Raw genomic sequence first — 14820 nt, 5'->3', positions numbered from 1 at the left:
CAATCGTTTAAAGTTTAGATGGGCTTATCGAACTAGTCCGCTTGTCGGCTACCAGTGATGGACCGTCCTGAATGAGTATTTTGTGCGAGCCTCCATGAAGGATCGCTGAGATCAAACTGCACATATCGGCAAGCCAAGGTGCTTACTTCGCGCCGCTGCTCCTCGCTGCTTGAATTATCCATCATTACTTCAAAAAGTCTTTTGATATCCATACTCTTAATCGACGACTGCTGTCGCACAACGGAGCGGTACTCATCGACGATGTCTAGTGCGATCGCATCATCGGGATGATGGATTACCGCGACCCTTGCCGAATTCTTGCATTCATACGACGTTCCCAAGAATGAAGTTAGTGCATGACATCGCACTAATTGATTGATTCGTCTACTTCTAATCTGCGGACTGTCCAAGTCCCAGGAGTTGCAGTTTCCACGCAGGGTGAGGTCTCTGTACCTATCATTCTTCCACACGGGCAAGAATCGACTGCTGAATCGGTCGGCGTATTTGACCTCTATGCAGGCTGATAGACTGCCAGAGCTTGTTGCTATGAGTAGCCAGAGGTCGAGTCTGGTCTTATCGCCGAGTGCGAGAGAGGGGCGAGACGGTGCAAATTCAATCTCGCACCGATGGATTTTCTTGACATCAATATCGAAAATATTGCTGAGCACTACTCGGAACCATCGGTCGCAATGACGAAGTGGAGCAAATGCATTGAAAGTCAGCGCTTGACTTGATGTCATAACAGCCGTGCATCGGATGGGATCAACTCCCCATCCCTGTGCGCGTCTATTTGTGTACCAGTCGAACGCCTCAGCCGAAGTGAAGTTCTTTCCCTCCAGCGCTGCCGCGGGCGGCAATACGCTGCCTTTGGGCACCTGTCCATTGGCTGCTGGCATGCACCCAAATCTTTCGATTCCTAGAATCCCTGCTCGATACCAAGCTTGGTGGAATCGGATGCGCGTCGATAGCCTGCTTTCAGGAAAGAAGACCGGACCTATGTTCTGGGGTTCAACTAGGTAACTTGATGCCCGTTCCAGCACGATATCGCCTTCTATGCTGCAATACCGCCAATGCGGCTGCAAAGTCTTGTTAGTGCTCACCGGCGTCTGCGCGGCCATCTTGTGCGGTGCGACTGACGGTTGGGCGCCCTGTCGATCGAGCCCACTTCCTGATGTCTCGTATATCCCAAAGGTCTCCGGCGCGAAGCCTCTTCACCGGCTTCGGGAAGTCGGCGTGACGAGTCTTCCACACATTGACTGTGTTGGACTCAACACCTAGCAGCGAAGCAATCTCGGCTGGCCCGACCAGGTACTGGGCGAGTTCGCGCAAGCTGGCACCGTCTTCGTCTGTCACAGGATCAAGACTATGCGGCACCACGGCGGGATGCGCGGCCACCACGCACCACGCGGGGTGCCGCTGCGGGCCAGACCGTCGGAGATGTCTTACACTGTCGGCATGTCGGTGCCCCATGCAAACATTCAAGACCTCATGACTGGCTTGGATGATGACGAGGTGAGCGAGCCCTTCGCGGCTGGCGAACGCCCCAATGGTACGACGTGGCAAGTGCTACACGGTGATTGCCGCGTCGCGATGAAATCTCTGGAACCCGCCTCGGTGGACTGCGTCGTGACTTCGCCGCCGTACTATTGGCAACGGGACTATGAGGTAGCCGGCCAGTTTGGCCTTGAGCCAAGCATCGATGGCTTCGTAAACAACCTGCGAGAAGCATTCTCGGCCCTACGCCCAGCGCTCAAGGATACCGGCACGGTATTCCTCAACCTTGGAGACACGTACTACAGCGCCAAAGGGCGCCCCCACGGCCATGACGCCAAGCACCGAAGTCGGCGGCTTCCTGGGCTTCGGGCTGTGGATGGCCCCGGCCTAGGCCTCCCACGGAAGTCGCTTATTGGCATACCGTGGCGCGTCGCGCTTGCGTTGCAGCAAGACGGCTGGACTCTTCGCAGCACCATAATCTGGGTGCGTAACAGCGCGATTCCGGAACCGACCAGTAAGGATCGGCCCTGGAGGAAGTACGAGCACATCTTCCTGTTCTCGAAGTCACCGCGCTACTTCTTTGATCGGGAGGGTCTGGAAGGAGAAGAAGACGTGTGGTTCATCGAGCCGGACCGCCGCTCACTCGCCCGCGGAACACACTACGCGCCGTACCCACGCAAACTCGTTGAGCGGTGCATCAACTCAGGATGCCCCGAGGGGGGTGTTGTGCTCGATCCCTTCCTCGGCGGCGGAACCACTATGTACGTCGCTGACGAGATGGGACGCTCTTCGATCGGCGTCGAACTCAACCCCGATTTCTGCTCCCTGGTCGCAGACAACATGGAGAAGCCGCAGTCTCAGAAGGACTGATGCCCCGGTACAGTTGCCTCTGTGTCATTTGCGCCTGCTGCTCTCATCATCAGCGCTGTTGCTGCCCTGGACGGTGCTCATCCGTTTGCAGTCGTTACGTTTCCAGCACTACTACGTGCTGCGGCGAGGAACAGTCGGGATCCCGTAGTGGAGGGCGTTGAGTTCGGCTCTACCGAGGAGACGGCACTCCTGGAGGAATACTTCACACTCCCGCGTCCACCCGAGCCGGAGCGACCGTACCGAGCGCCATGGTCGTCAGCGCAGCCATGGCAGAAGAAGAAGTACGCTGGCGGTGGGCTGCAGCGTCTCCGGACCGACTGGAGTGGTCGGGGACGGGTGATCATCCAAACGAAGGCGACGGGTAACGGCTTACGCCGCGATTCGTGGCGCATAACCCCGGACGCTGGCAGTGTCCTAGTGGAGGCTGGCCAGCAGCCGGTGAGGATTGTTGACCTCGCATTGTGGTTTGGTCGCAACATCGACATCGATAGCTTGAATCCTGCCATTGTCGCAAATCTGGGCAACTCCGCGACAAGTATTGACAAACTAGTGGCATGGTTCAAGAACGAATTCAAACCACAAGCGGCGGATCTTATTGGCACGCTGTACTCAGACGACATTCCGCCCGAATATGGTGCAATTCCGTTTGAGCCTCAACCGATCGGAGAGGAAACTCTCGAAGTGTTGGGCAGCCTTCCACCCGCCCCTACGGTTAGCATGGGACTTCCTGAGCTGGTCGCCAAACTTGAAGAAGGGCTTACTAAACAGGGATACCAGCTTCCAGTTGGTTTGGTTCGTCGGGTTCTCACCGCCTGGCTGCGTGGCGATATCGTCATTCTTGTGGGGCAACCCGGCACTGGTAAGACGCTATTCTCGACACTCCTCGGAAAAGAACTGTCGCTGCTACTCGGGTTGGACTCTCCCATAACGGTGGCGGTCCGGGCCGATTTCGATGAAACTGAATTAATTGGATATGAACGGCTAGACGGTAAACCTGAACTTCGTCAATTTGCGCAGGAAGTTCTTACTAGCACAAACCCGCTAGAAGCCAAGATCGTTCTACTCGAAGAGTTCAATCTTGCGGCCGTTGAGACCTACCTTGCCTCCGTGCTGGTAGCTACCCAGGAGCAAAGTAGGAGCATTCAACTTCCAGGAGGCGACCATGGCAAACTCCCTGTGGACACTTTCATCATAGCCACTTGCAATTCATATAGAGATGAACCTGAAACAAGGACGCGAGTCAGTTCCCCCACGAAGCGCCGTTCAACAATCATCACCATGCCAAACGTACTTGGCGACCATTTTGAAGAAGATCCCGAACACGCCGTCCTGGACCTTGTAGAACCTATAGTTAGGACAGAGTCAAACCGCATAGCAACCCGACGCCTGGAATCGCGTCCGTCGCAGTTCGACGCGATGCGCAGCGCGGGACTTGACAGTATCTCTTCATTGGACGATTTCTCGGAGGAGGTGAAGGATACTCTTGTCGAGATCACCAGTGCAATTCTCCGAACAGCAGTTGGACGCTCATGGTTCACGATGGGCCTCCTGCGGGACGTAGTGCTCGCAATATCCCACGCAGACCGTGACGAAGAAGCGGAACTGCGCGCACTCGGTGAAGTCGTCGCGGATAAACTTATACATCAGGTCCGCGGCACGCATGCTGATATCGAGGAACTGCGCGAGGCGTGCGCAGATCTTCCGAATGCAGACGAGATTGCGAACATGATCGACCGCATAATGGACGGGCCGTCTGACGAACTTCTACCCTTGCTCTAGCTCAGAACGGTGGAAGCTGTAGAGAGCCCATGATTAGTGGCAATGAATCTTCAAGCCCGATTGAGGGTCGGAGTGGGATCTCATGAATCGACCGACCGTGTCCACTTATCGTCTCCGGAGAACCGTCACCGGGATAAATAATCGAAATAGATTCTAATCCGTACAGTCCAAGATATGAGGTAACTTCTTTCCTGCTATCTTCTGAGGCTTTCCCATCTTGGGCTATTCTATACTTGGCATCAAGAATAGCGACGCGACCCGTCTCTCTCTCATGTAGGAGAATGTCTGGTCGAGAATGATCTGGCCGGCTGCTCGAAGCTCGCCAAGAGCGTAGAACTGCTGGCGGACATACGGTGTCGTAATAAAGATCGAACTGTGGACCAGCAAAGGCTATGGCGGATGAGCCGAGTATCGGCTGCGTCTGATGCAGCCCAAGTTCTTTAGCTAGCTTAGATGCGACATACGCTTGGTAAATTTGATCGGACCGGTCTATATAGCTGTACCGCGGAAGGGGTGCAGATGAGGCTGACCAGCCGAACAGTCGGTGAATATCGGTAGCCATGGTGTAAGTCGTCCGGTATCTGCGGTCCGTCAATTCCTCGGGCTGTCGCAGCGCTGGTTGACCGTGGCGTATGTGCTGCAGCGACTGCGCTACTGGCTTTAGTGCGAGCGTGCTCGCTCGATTAGCCCACAGTCGGCATCGTGTCTTCGCTCTTGTCGATGGGTCGCTTGCAAGCACTTCTTTTGTTAGCTTTATTAGCCAAGTAAGCAACTCGACAACTCGCCTATTTGCGATAGTGTCCAGTGTTGAATAGCGTTTTTTAACGACTACCCGAAGCGGGTCGTAGCGACGCCCATCGGGCATGGTTAGGATGCCCTCGGCGTCTGGAGCCAAGTACTCACGAGGCGCAGATCGTAAAAGTTTTAGAGTTGGTGCTCGAAGTACATTGGCTCCTCCTCGGCGGCTCAGCGCTGTGGAGCGGGTGTTGATCATCCGTGGAGCTGCCAAAACTGCTGCAGCAGCGGTCAGCGCGAGTTCCGCATATGCATCAAGCCACCCGTATACCACATGCGGATCGCGCATGCCACGACCATCCGAGAACAGCATTTGCCCACTCCAGCCGACGCCGAGGCTGTTGAGCTCGTTCAGCATGCTCTCGATGCCAGCTAAACGAAGTTTGGCGTCCTCAGTGCCGAACCAAAAAGTCCGGCCGTCTACTTCAAACCGGTGGTACCCGGTTGACCGGGTTAGATCGACAGGCAGCAAGCCGCTTGACAGCCGCATCAACCTGCCGTCGAGTGATACTGAGCTGCTCTGGTTGCCTTTTACCACCAACACAAGTGGTGATGCTGGAACAATCCTGGGCTCGTCTGCCAAAATCCAATCCCGAGCTCCAGCTACCAGCCGAACGCTGATCTCTGTCACATCAACAGCATTCCAGACTGCAGACTGGATAGCCACGCCACGACAGGCAGACGCCCTGGAGTGAGCACGCCTCCAGCGGGGACGCGCATCCACAACACCCAGCAGCAGATGCGGGAGACGGGCGCCGGGTTCCCAGGCGACCGGCGCGGCCACCAGAAGGGAAACGGCTCGGATCGAGACGACAGCGGAAATGAGCTCATTGGGCGGAAGCACAATCGGGGTCGGTCGCTCGGTGCGTGAAAGGTCGTGGCACTAAAAGGTCGCATGCTGTCGCCTGTTCGATACGGCAAGCAGAATTTGTCACCGCTGCCAGCGAGAAGGTAGACACTCGGCAGGGCTCAGCTGGCGGCTTCGGGGTGGCATAGACACTTGGTGCCAAGGCCTCGGCCCAATGCTGGCGTGCGATCTTCGAATAGGGGTTGCCGCCTCCACGCAGCAGGGATGATACCGAACCGGTCACGGCTGATGTCCTCAAAGCCATGCACTTCATCGTCGGTGTTGAACCGCAACGAGTAGCTAATCCCACACGCCTCGCGGGTCTTGCGGGGCCAACCGCACGGACGTCACTCGCGATCCGGCGAGTGGGTACGTGTGACCGAGGTGGAAAGTTATCGGCGGCACGCTGACGTGATGATCGCCGTCCGCTCGCTGGTGCGGCTGCCCGCGGGCGTCACCGTCTAGGAGTCGTGCGGTGGTTACTGCATGTCGCATGACGGAGCCCTCTCGATCACCGTCTACGCTTGCCTGTTCCGGCAGTCTGACGAACATGAAGGGGCAAAGTACGTGGCAAGGAAGGTCACCGTCGAGCTGGTCGACGACTACGACGGCAAGTCCAAGGCCGAGGAGACCGTCGTTTTCGGGCTCGACAGCACGACCTACGAGATCGACCTGTCCGTCCTGAACGCCAGCGCGCTCCGCGGGTTCTTCGAGCAGTGGACGCCACATGCCCGCAAGGTAGGGCGAATCCCCAAGGGCAAGAGCGTGGCTCGGTCGGCGACAAGTCGCGAGCAGACCCAGGCGATCCGCGAGTGGGCCCGCCAGAACGGTTACGAGGTTTCCAGCCGCGGACGGATTCAGGCGGACATCATCGAGGCGTACAAGAAGGCGAACGAATAGGGGGCGAACACCTCGGTGTGGCGCCTTCAGCTGGGTTGTGCATATCACCGCTCCCCGTGGGCAGCGGTACTGATCTCATTCTCCAGATAGTTGCATGCCTAGGTATATCCCACGCACAGTGTGGTGTCGCACCCGACAGTTACGATCGTCTAGATGACTGGGGATGGTGTCGGGCCAGGCAGTCTCGGCACGATCGAACCGTCCCGTCCGCTCGCGTGGTGTGACCTACACTCGTAGCCAATCAATGCCCACCGTTCTTGGGGGATCATGCGGCGAGATTCGCGCTCGACAGACGTCACGAACGGGGCTGTGGCTGTCTTCCTGGATTTTGAGAACCTTGTCCTCGGTGCTGGCAGCAATGGTGCAGGAGCCAAGGCGATTCCCTCGTCCGCACTGCGGTGGCTCTGCCGCGGGTTCGGCAACGCCTCGGTACGCCGAGCGTACGCCGACTGGCGTGATGAGCGGTTCGGCCAATACGAGCAGGCGCTGGCGGAGAACGGCATCGACCTAGTGCAGCTCGGCCGTTTCGCACCGGGCACACACAAGAACGCGGCCGACATCCGGCTGGCGGTCGATGCCATGGAGACCCTGATTGCCCACGCTGACATCGGCGTCTTCGTCCTGGTGACGGGGGATAGTGACTTCACTCCGCTGGTGCAGAAGCTGCGCGAGTTCGGCAAGCACGTCATCGGCATCGGCACCAACGAAGCCACGACCAGCGCTCGACTGGTGTCGGTGTGCAGCGAGTACAAGTTCTGGGAGACGGTACTGCGTCAGGCCGAGCCGAGTGCGTCCCCCGCCGGCGTAGTGAAACCGGCTGGCTCGGCGTCTGGCTTGATGCCTACTTCGAGCGCGAAAAACAAGAGGCCGACGAAGCGCGGCTCCGGCGGCTACTGATCGAGCAGGCACCCGCCATGAAAGAAGCCGTCATCAAGGGATTCGCCTTTGCTGACGATGACCTGCGGCGGGTGGCCACTCCCGAACTCCTGGACGAGATCATCGTCAACAGCTTGGCAATGCGACTCAAGGACAGAGAGTTCGCCCGCGAGCTCTACACGGACATTCGCGACCAAGCTGTGCAGTCCATCGAGCGATGGCATGACGTCAAGCTTTCGGTTCGGATCACCACCCCGACATCGAATACCGCCCATGCAATCTCCGCCGATCCCGCCGGGCTTGTCATCACGGTGCGGCAGGAATACACCACCGTGCCATCAGGCACCGTGCGCCGGTTCGTATCGGTATCAGATGCCGACGAGTACCGCGCCCTGACACACGATCCCGCCTCCACTTTCGCCTGGTACTACAACCCGACCAGCGGCATCGACGCTGGCGCCAAGGAAGCCTTCGAACTGGTCCAGTTCACCGTTGACGGCGAGGAACGTGCCATCCGGCGAAGCGCTCGAAAGGGAGCGCAAACCTACACCGTCGATCTCGGACTGCCGGATGAGGATGGTGATCGGACGCGGCCACGGACCATCGCTTTCACCTACCGCCTACAACCCGCGCCGCAGAGCCGGTGGCTGCAGTTCACGGTGGATCAGCCCAGCCGCGGGATCGACATCGACCTGGACTACAGCGATACCGATATCGCCTACGTCAACCTGATCGACTTCATTGCCAGCAGCCACAAGACGGTTGTCACCAAGAGCCCGGACATGGTGCCGGGCAGAACGATCGGCCTGCAGTTCGATGGCTGGATCATGCCAAGGAGCGGCGTCGCCTTCGTGTGGGTGACGAAATCCGAACTTGAGCTAGCATCGTCCGCCTACCAGCGCAGCTCAGACGTGGCCGCACTCGCCAACCCAGAACGGGCCCGGCGGTGACTCGATCACGAGATATGCGCTGGCGGGCCCGTAGTCGGGGCGCTTGGGATCGCTCGGTCCGCGCCTTGGGCTCCTTCCCCAGCAGCTCCGAGGTCGCGAAAAGACCCATTGCTTCGAGCGCTGTAGGGCTGCTGCTCAGATCTCTCCCCATCGTAACTGTCAAATAACGTCTCACCGCGTCTTGCGTACGTATCGAAATAATGCAGTCGCCGCGTAGGCCACTACCCCGAAGACGGGCACTATCCACCAGCGGCTAGTGGTGTCTTCGGCGGGAATCTTTTTATCGAGCCAGAGGTAGACGAAGAGGACGAATCCGGTGCCTGCGCCCATTAGAAAAGGTAGAGCTTCGTCGCCCACGTCGCGGAATCGGTCATCATCAGCCTTGAGTGCCATTACTAAGTCGATGGCAAGACCGGCAACGGCGACAAACGCGCAGCTCCAGGCTATGGTGCTGTAACTACCGGGTGGGAATTTGACCCTGTCGGGGTCGAACTGCGTCAGAAATTCTATTGCTTTCATCAACGCAGACAATCCGACCCAGAAGATCACCAGAATGACCGAACGCGCGATGAATTGTCCTCGCGCAGAGCGGACTCCGGCTCGATTGTAGCGAGGGCGAGGCGAGCGGGGCGCGGATCGATAGTCTCCGATGCCCCTACCGGACGTGTCAAACCGTGTCAGCGCCCGACGCAGTCGGTCAGTATAGTGCGGGACGGCGTAGTTACCTGTCCGGAACCAGCCTCGCCCGTCTTTGCCGGGAGTCTCCTGATAACAGCGGTCCCAATCGATGATCGCAAGCGGGCTGATACTCAGCTTGTCGGTGGTGAGACCACTCGGGATCAGTTCGGTTGTCTCGCGTCGGCCACCATGAAGCCGTCCGTCCCGACCGAGGATTGCCACCTCCTGCCAGTTCCACCGCTCGTGATTGTCCTCTCCGATAGCGACTGGCCGTTCCGCGATAATCCAGCCTTCGATGCTGGATTCGTTCACCTGAGCGGGCAGATCTTGATGTCGGGCGGCGACCTCGCGTGCAAGCGCCTCAAGCTCTCGTGTCGCTTCAGGGGTGACGGTCGGCTCGTAACTGGCCTCGTCGATTGTCATATTTGCTACCTTCTTACGCCTGCGGCAGGTCAAGGCGGCGGAAGAACGCCGTGAGCCGTGGTGCGCGAACGGCAGCCCGAGCCGCTCGCGACCCATGCGACTGCGGTCGACCACACATACAGAAGCCCCACCGACCTGCCAAGATATGCCGAATACTCCCGACCCGCTCAGCCAGTATCCCTGTACATGCCCGCTGGACATCCGAAATGGACAGCCGTCACGCTGTACGCCTTAGGATTCCGGCACGAGCATCGTTTGGCAGGAAAAATGTCGAATCCGACATGAGGCATCGCGCCGCTATTGCAGGAACCCATCCAGACCCAGCCCTCGTCCTGGTCCCGCTACGACACCGCCCGCCACAGCACACCCCTGTCTCCGCTGCGGAGCGACCGCACTCGCACCTCCAGCTGCTCGGTCGCGGCCGGCTTGTGCGGCGCCAGGCGGATGTACGACGCGATCGAGTGCAGCTCGGCAATGTCCCGCAGCAGTCGCCAGCCCGGCCAACTGAGGATGTCGTAGCCGTAGGCGTCGAGGAACTCCCGCCGCTCGGGCTCCGGCCGCTGAAAATGATCCGGTAGCCCGCCGATGAGATCCAGTTCTCGTGGGCCGATGCAGGATTGGTCCCAGTCGATCAGCACGTAAGCGTGTCCGTTCCAAACGACGTTCTCGGTGTGGGCATCGGCGTGGACAACTCCGATGCCGAGCGGAAAGTCGGTCGCGTGGTACGCCCCGACCAGTTCCTCAGCCCGGTTCCGTATCCACTGGCGATCATCCACTGACAGTGCAGGCTCCCGCCGGGCGTCGTCCAGGTCGAGCGCTTCGCGTAACCGATGCAACGGTCGGTACTCCGGTACGGCAAACGGCGGCATCGGCTGGCTGTGGAGACGACGCAGCAAGGTGGCGACATTGGTCAACGTCGCCGGGGTGTTCGGTGGGCAGTACGGCCAGAAGGTGGCAACGGCACCAGCTGCGAACACCGGTTGATCGCCCAGAAGCGGCTGCAGGCCAATCGGTTCCGTTGCTTGTTTACTCAGCCAGCGCGTGACCGTGACGGCGGTGGTTGCCCGCTGCCTGCGCAGATCGGTATCCGGCGCCAAACGGACGATGACGCCGCGCTCGCCCTCCCCTGGCAGCAGATAGACGGCGTTCGAACGGTGGTGGAGTTGTCGAGCACCCCGGCTGTTCATGCCGAAGATCCGGCACACCGTCGCGAGCGCGTTGCGGCCGGGCAGCTCGCTGTCTGAGCGGCCCGGGGCTGCACACACTGCTATGCCACCACGGGAATGGCTGCCCGGATGTCGGCGCGCAGGTCGGCAACCTCGGGCTGGCCAGCGAACGGGGCGGCGGCTTTGGAAAGATCCTTGAGCCGGGCGTAGCAGCGGGTCGAAGACACGTTGCCGATCGCCGAAATGGCTTGGTAGCCAGTCTTGATAGCGCTTTCGGTATCACCAGCGCGGAACTGGGCAGCAGCCAGCGGCGGCAGGTTGACCGCCCGGCTGCGGGCATGGGCGTTCTCGTAGCTGCCGACGGCCTGGCCGAGCATGGTGACGGCCTGCGGTGCGTACTCCGGCTGTGATTGCGACAGCAGGTGCATGGCATAGCCCTGCTGCGCCGTGATCTCGGCCTCGGACACGACACCCCGCCAGCACCGTGCCCAGGACGGCACTGGTGCGGAATTGGCGTCGTCGTAGCGCTCTTCGGACTGACCGAGCGCCCGGCGCATCGGTTCGACTTCACCGCGGGTGGCGCGGGACCATCCGAGTACGGCGAAGATGTACGCCTCGGTGGTGATGGCGGCCGGATGCTTGCGGTTGCCCGCGGTGGCCTGGGCCAGCTGCGCCACCTTGAGCGCTTCGTCCGGCCGACCGAGGTGCAACGACTGGTGCGCCATGTCCAGCAGAACGCTGACGGTGAGATCGGTGCTGCGCGGGTGGTCCTCGCCTTCGTGCGCGGCATCGAGGGCGTAGGTCCACAGCTTGCGGGCGGCGTCGTGATCTTCGACGTCGTAGGCCAGCCAGCCCGCCATGCTGGCCAGTTCGGCGGTGGCGATCAGGAGACGCGGCCGGACATCCTCCGGGCACGAGGCACTTTGGAGCGCTCGTACTTGCTGGAGTTGGGTGAGCGCGGCGCTGCGGCACAGCCCGCCACCGTGCGCCAGATCCCACCGCCGGAACCCGTCAGTAATCGCCTCGATGGCGTCGATATCGGCCGCCCCGATGTGCGTGCGCGATGACGGCACGGCTTGCCCTGGCAGTTGGTTGCCCAGCCGGGCGAGTTCGGGATGCAGATTGGAGCCGAGTGTGGCTGCTGTCAGGAGTACTAAGAAATCGCGTCGGTCCACCCAACTCACCTCCTTATTGGCCAGGCTACCGGTCACTCCGGCGGCGAAGCCGAGTAGTTCAGCTGGGATCCCCAGCCTGGTGGCAATGCGTGCCACCAACTTCACATGGCCAATGCCGCGCTCGCCGCGTTCCACCGCGGAGACCCGCGATTGGCTCATATCGAGCAGCTCGCCCAGCTCCGTTTGGCTGAGCCCGGCCTGCTGGCGAACGGCAAGGAAAATCGCACCGAAGTCATAGCTGCCGAGGGCAGCGCGCAGCGCGGGAGATTCGTAGAAATCCTCGGGCAGGCGCCCCAGCATCTCGGCGATGGACGCGCACGACGGGCAGTCGCTGATCGAATTCGCCTCTCCGGCACGGCATGTACACCACGCCGGTATCCGCCTGTTCATGGCCGCTCTCGATTCGTCGATTGGTAACAGCCTGCCGTTGTCGGTACGCCCCCGGAATACCCCGGAATGGCCGGTATTTCGGCCCCTCCGGCGACAAAGTGCCGTACCGCGTTTTGCCAGGTAAACCCACCAAATACGGGCCTGTCAAGCCCCATTGGGGCTACCCCTGCCGGGCCTTGGCCCGTCCCCGCACCCCGATCAACGCTTGACCTGCACCCGGTACCGGGACGACGCCGTACCCCCTTGCGCGGCGCACCGGCCGCCAGGAGTGGCTAGCCGGTGGCGAAAGCCCTCGGTGCCGGGTGCCACCTGACCGTTTCGCCCCAGAAGAGATGACCCACTATGCCCACAAGTTCCCTCGCCATCTACCAACTCATCGCCATGTGCGACGAAGCTGCCCATCAGGCACCACACGTGCCATTCACCATCCAGCAGGCGCACACGGTGATGCGCTACCACGTCGCCTGCCGGGCGAAGCGCTGCCCGCGGAAGGCGTCAGCCCTCCAGACTCTCGTCGACGCCGGCGCTGTCGTGCCGTCCCAGTGTCATCCGCGGTGATCGCAGATGACCACCGCATCAAGTGGCGACGACCACGGCGAGCGGCCAGTAGACGCTAGTGAACCCGATTCTGGTCAACCGGCACCGGAGTGGGCACCGCTGGAGCCGCTGCCATCGAGCCAGATGTTTCTGTCGGCCTTCGCGGGGACAGCGCCACTGACAGCTGCCGACATCCTCGATCCGGCCTTCGATCTGGTGGCCTGCCAGACGCAGTACCGGCTGGCTTTTGAGGTCTTGGGAAGCGATACGGCGTCAGCCGAACAGCTGAAACACGCTGCCACGGAACTGGTGACAGCGCAGGCGGATATCGAGGTTCTGATCGCCATCATCAACGACTCCGTGGCGGACCGGTTGAAGCAGCGACTCAATCGGGCGGAAATGGCGACGCCTATGCGGGACATCGCCCCGATCGATGGGCTACCGCTCAAGCCGGTCCATACCGAGTCGATTGGTGAGATCGCGGCGCGAATGGCGAGTCTCTGGGAAACGATGATCGACAAAGCCAAAAAGTTTGCGGTCGAGGAATTCCCAGAAGCCGCCCAGCTGATCGAGTTGTGCTGCGGCTACGACTGCCTGGCGGCGGAGATCGAGACCGGCCGGCGCTTACCGCCGGGAGTGTGATGCCAGATGCAACCCCCACGACCACCCCGCCGTATCCGCCACATCCATATCGAATCCGGCGCGCTGAGCCTGGATTACCAAGCCAGCGCCGAGCAGGCGCAGAACGTGGCCGACGAACTGGCGCAGGGGTTTCCGGACCTGGTGGTCACTGTCGATGACGACGTGCATGCCGATTTGCCGCCCCTGCCCTGCGCGGCGCTCTGGGATTGAGCCGGTCGCCGCCGGATGCGTGAGCGGAACCAACCGCGGCACTTACCCCATCTGCCCATGACTGAATGAAATACGAAGGGATACCTACCTGTGCCGTCTGAACCTTCGCCATCGAAGTACGTCGTCTTCGGAATCACACCGAACAAGCCTATCGCTTTCACGGTTCCGCCCGTCGAAGCTCAACCCGATCAGCCGCTGCCAGATGTGGGCCCGTTTCTGCGGCTGTGCTCGGGCGTAGAGGAACCGACCACGGTGATGCTGCGCTGCGCACGTGGGCTAGTCGGTGAGTGGCGCTATGTGCATGAGCACAGCCGGATCGCTTCGAACTCGGTCAATGAGCAGCTCAATTTGCTGATATGGCTGATCGACCGGGAGGCGGGCGGGCATACCGGCGGGATTGTGCTCAAGGCCGACGCTCCGACATGTCCCTCGTCGTATGGCGACTGGGTGGCGTGGCTTGTGTGGAAGTACGTGCTGTACGCGCTCAGGCAACACGAGCCGGAGCATCACGAGCGTGATGCGGCCGAGCTGTCGCGGTGCATCGAAGCCTTCGACCGGTTGGTGGCCGACGTTCGGGCGGGGCGGGTTCGGCTGCCGAAACAGGCGACGGATGTGTACCCGCCGCAGACGGTCAGGGCGAATGCGGAACCGGATGAAGCGGGTAGCGGAAGGGAGCTGTGATGCCAGAACCGCTGCGACACAGAACGTTCGTGCAGGCGGACGGCATGCTGGCGGAGTTTATGTGCCAGGTGCACTTGATGGAATTGAGCGTCGAACGCGCCGAGCAGCTGCGGCACATCCACCGCTTTCATCACCCGGACGAGTGCGTGGTGCACATGGAGGCGGCGTACTTCCTGCTGACCGAGGACGGCGACTGAATGGTGTCGCCTCTCCTTGTCGCCATCCCCTGGGCGGGATCGGTCATCTTTACCGGGGCGTTGTGCTTACGGCTCGGCCACTGGTGGAAGACGACCGAGCTGCAAGGACGGCACGCGGTGGGGAATGTGGCGAGGCAGGATGCGGGAGTGGTTACGGACGAAGTGCCGGACGACACAGCTGCGGGGATCGGCTCATCGCCGGTCCGGTCG

14 protein-coding genes are annotated in these 14820 nt (G+C 60.6%); 9 read left to right on the top strand and 5 right to left on the bottom strand.

The genetic code is table 11. The features are described 5' to 3' along the window. Window positions 1–32: 32 nt before the first annotated feature. Window positions 33–1100 (bottom strand): PGN_0703 family putative restriction endonuclease, encoded by a 1068-nt coding sequence (locus tag ON27_RS43120; RefSeq protein WP_157227322.1) that lies wholly within the window; start codon window positions 1098–1100, stop codon window positions 33–35. A gap of 355 nt (window positions 1101–1455) precedes the next feature. Between ON27_RS43120 and ON27_RS24610 the strand changes: the two genes are divergently transcribed. Both ON27_RS24610 and ON27_RS41525 read left to right on the top strand, forming a co-directional pair. Continuing rightward, window positions 1456–2364: a DNA-methyltransferase gene (locus ON27_RS24610; RefSeq protein WP_157227321.1), complete on the top strand. Its 909-nt coding sequence runs from the start codon at window positions 1456–1458 to the stop codon at window positions 2362–2364. Between the two features lie 21 nt (window positions 2365–2385). Beyond that, entirely contained in the window at window positions 2386–4143 is a 1758-nt protein-coding gene (locus ON27_RS41525) for an AAA family ATPase (RefSeq protein WP_157227320.1), read from the top strand. Between the two features lies 1 nt (window position 4144). Here the strand turns inward: ON27_RS41525 and ON27_RS43115 are convergent, their stop codons facing one another. Beyond that, window positions 4145–5569 carry a hypothetical protein gene (locus ON27_RS43115; protein WP_157227319.1) on the bottom strand — a complete coding sequence of 475 codons (1425 nt, stop codon included), beginning with the start codon at window positions 5567–5569 and terminating at the stop codon, window positions 4145–4147. A 783-nt stretch (window positions 5570–6352) separates the two neighbouring features. Between ON27_RS43115 and ON27_RS24600 the strand changes: the two genes are divergently transcribed. The 3 genes from ON27_RS24600 (at window position 6353) to ON27_RS24590 (ending at window position 8511) form a co-directional block, all read left to right on the top strand. Further along, complete coding sequence (locus tag ON27_RS24600) at window positions 6353–6685, top strand: histone-like nucleoid-structuring protein Lsr2 (RefSeq protein WP_043732622.1); 333 nt, start codon at window positions 6353–6355, stop codon at window positions 6683–6685. 309 nt (window positions 6686–6994) lie between these two features. Continuing rightward, window positions 6995–7582, top strand: a complete 588-nt coding sequence (locus tag ON27_RS24595) for an NYN domain-containing protein (RefSeq protein WP_051046967.1) — start codon at window positions 6995–6997, stop codon at window positions 7580–7582. A 17-nt stretch (window positions 7583–7599) separates the two neighbouring features. After that, complete coding sequence (locus ON27_RS24590) at window positions 7600–8511, top strand: hypothetical protein (RefSeq protein ID WP_051046966.1); 912 nt, start codon at window positions 7600–7602, stop codon at window positions 8509–8511. 171 nt (window positions 8512–8682) lie between these two features. Here ON27_RS24590 and ON27_RS43110 read toward each other — a convergent pair whose 3' ends face one another. The 3 genes from ON27_RS43110 to ON27_RS24575 form a co-directional block, all read right to left on the bottom strand. Then, window positions 8683–9612, bottom strand: coding sequence for a hypothetical protein (locus tag ON27_RS43110; protein ID WP_157227318.1), 930 nt, complete (start codon window positions 9610–9612; stop codon window positions 8683–8685). A 341-nt stretch (window positions 9613–9953) separates the two neighbouring features. After that, window positions 9954–10799: a phosphotransferase family protein gene (locus tag ON27_RS24580; RefSeq protein ID WP_083887796.1), complete on the bottom strand. Its 846-nt coding sequence runs from the start codon at window positions 10797–10799 to the stop codon at window positions 9954–9956. Between the two features lie 80 nt (window positions 10800–10879). Further along, on the bottom strand, window positions 10880–12343 hold the full coding sequence (locus tag ON27_RS24575; RefSeq protein ID WP_083887788.1) for a helix-turn-helix domain-containing protein: 1464 nt from the start codon (window positions 12341–12343) through the stop codon (window positions 10880–10882). 564 nt (window positions 12344–12907) lie between these two features. On the opposite strand from ON27_RS24575, the gene ON27_RS24565 reads away from it, so the two are divergent. The 4 genes from ON27_RS24565 to ON27_RS24550 all read left to right on the top strand — a co-directional run bounded on the left by ON27_RS24565 (window position 12908) and on the right by ON27_RS24550 (window position 14610). Further along, complete coding sequence (locus tag ON27_RS24565; RefSeq protein ID WP_157227317.1) at window positions 12908–13522, top strand: hypothetical protein; 615 nt, start codon at window positions 12908–12910, stop codon at window positions 13520–13522. Window positions 13523–13528: 6 nt separating this feature from the next. Further along, the gene (locus tag ON27_RS24560) at window positions 13529–13732 is read left to right on the top strand and encodes a hypothetical protein (protein WP_043732504.1); all 204 of its coding nucleotides are present in this window, start codon (window positions 13529–13531) and stop codon (window positions 13730–13732) included. A 90-nt stretch (window positions 13733–13822) separates the two neighbouring features. Then, complete coding sequence (locus ON27_RS24555) at window positions 13823–14413, top strand: hypothetical protein (RefSeq protein ID WP_157227316.1); 591 nt, start codon at window positions 13823–13825, stop codon at window positions 14411–14413. Next, a complete protein-coding gene (locus ON27_RS24550) occupies window positions 14413–14610 on the top strand; it encodes a hypothetical protein (RefSeq protein ID WP_043732611.1) in 198 nt (65 codons plus the stop codon). Before ON27_RS24555 ends, ON27_RS24550 begins: the two co-directional genes overlap by 1 nt. Window positions 14611–14820 lie beyond the last annotated feature (210 nt).

Origin of the sequence: Nocardia asiatica NBRC 100129 (assembly GCF_000308415.1) — a bacterium.
GTDB classification, from domain to species: domain Bacteria; phylum Actinomycetota; class Actinomycetes; order Mycobacteriales; family Mycobacteriaceae; genus Nocardia; species Nocardia asiatica.
Note: the sequence above shows the minus strand (reverse complement) of the source record. Positions and strands in the feature narration are given on the sequence as shown.

Coding starts and splice junctions, on each gene's coding strand:
- ON27_RS24560 (WP_043732504.1), top strand. CDS start 13,529: ATGCAACCCCCACGACCACCCCGCCGTATCCGCCACATCCATATCGAA.
- ON27_RS43110 (WP_157227318.1), bottom strand. CDS start 9,612: ATGACAATCGACGAGGCCAGTTACGAGCCGACCGTCACCCCTGAAGCG.
- ON27_RS24575 (WP_083887788.1), bottom strand. CDS start 12,343: ATGAACAGGCGGATACCGGCGTGGTGTACATGCCGTGCCGGAGAGGCG.
- ON27_RS24550 (WP_043732611.1), top strand. CDS start 14,413: ATGCCAGAACCGCTGCGACACAGAACGTTCGTGCAGGCGGACGGCATG.
- ON27_RS24590 (WP_051046966.1), top strand. CDS start 7,600: ATGAAAGAAGCCGTCATCAAGGGATTCGCCTTTGCTGACGATGACCTG.
- ON27_RS24565 (WP_157227317.1), top strand. CDS start 12,908: ATGACCACCGCATCAAGTGGCGACGACCACGGCGAGCGGCCAGTAGAC.
- ON27_RS24610 (WP_157227321.1), top strand. CDS start 1,456: ATGTCGGTGCCCCATGCAAACATTCAAGACCTCATGACTGGCTTGGAT.
- ON27_RS24580 (WP_083887796.1), bottom strand. CDS start 10,799: ATGAACAGCCGGGGTGCTCGACAACTCCACCACCGTTCGAACGCCGTC.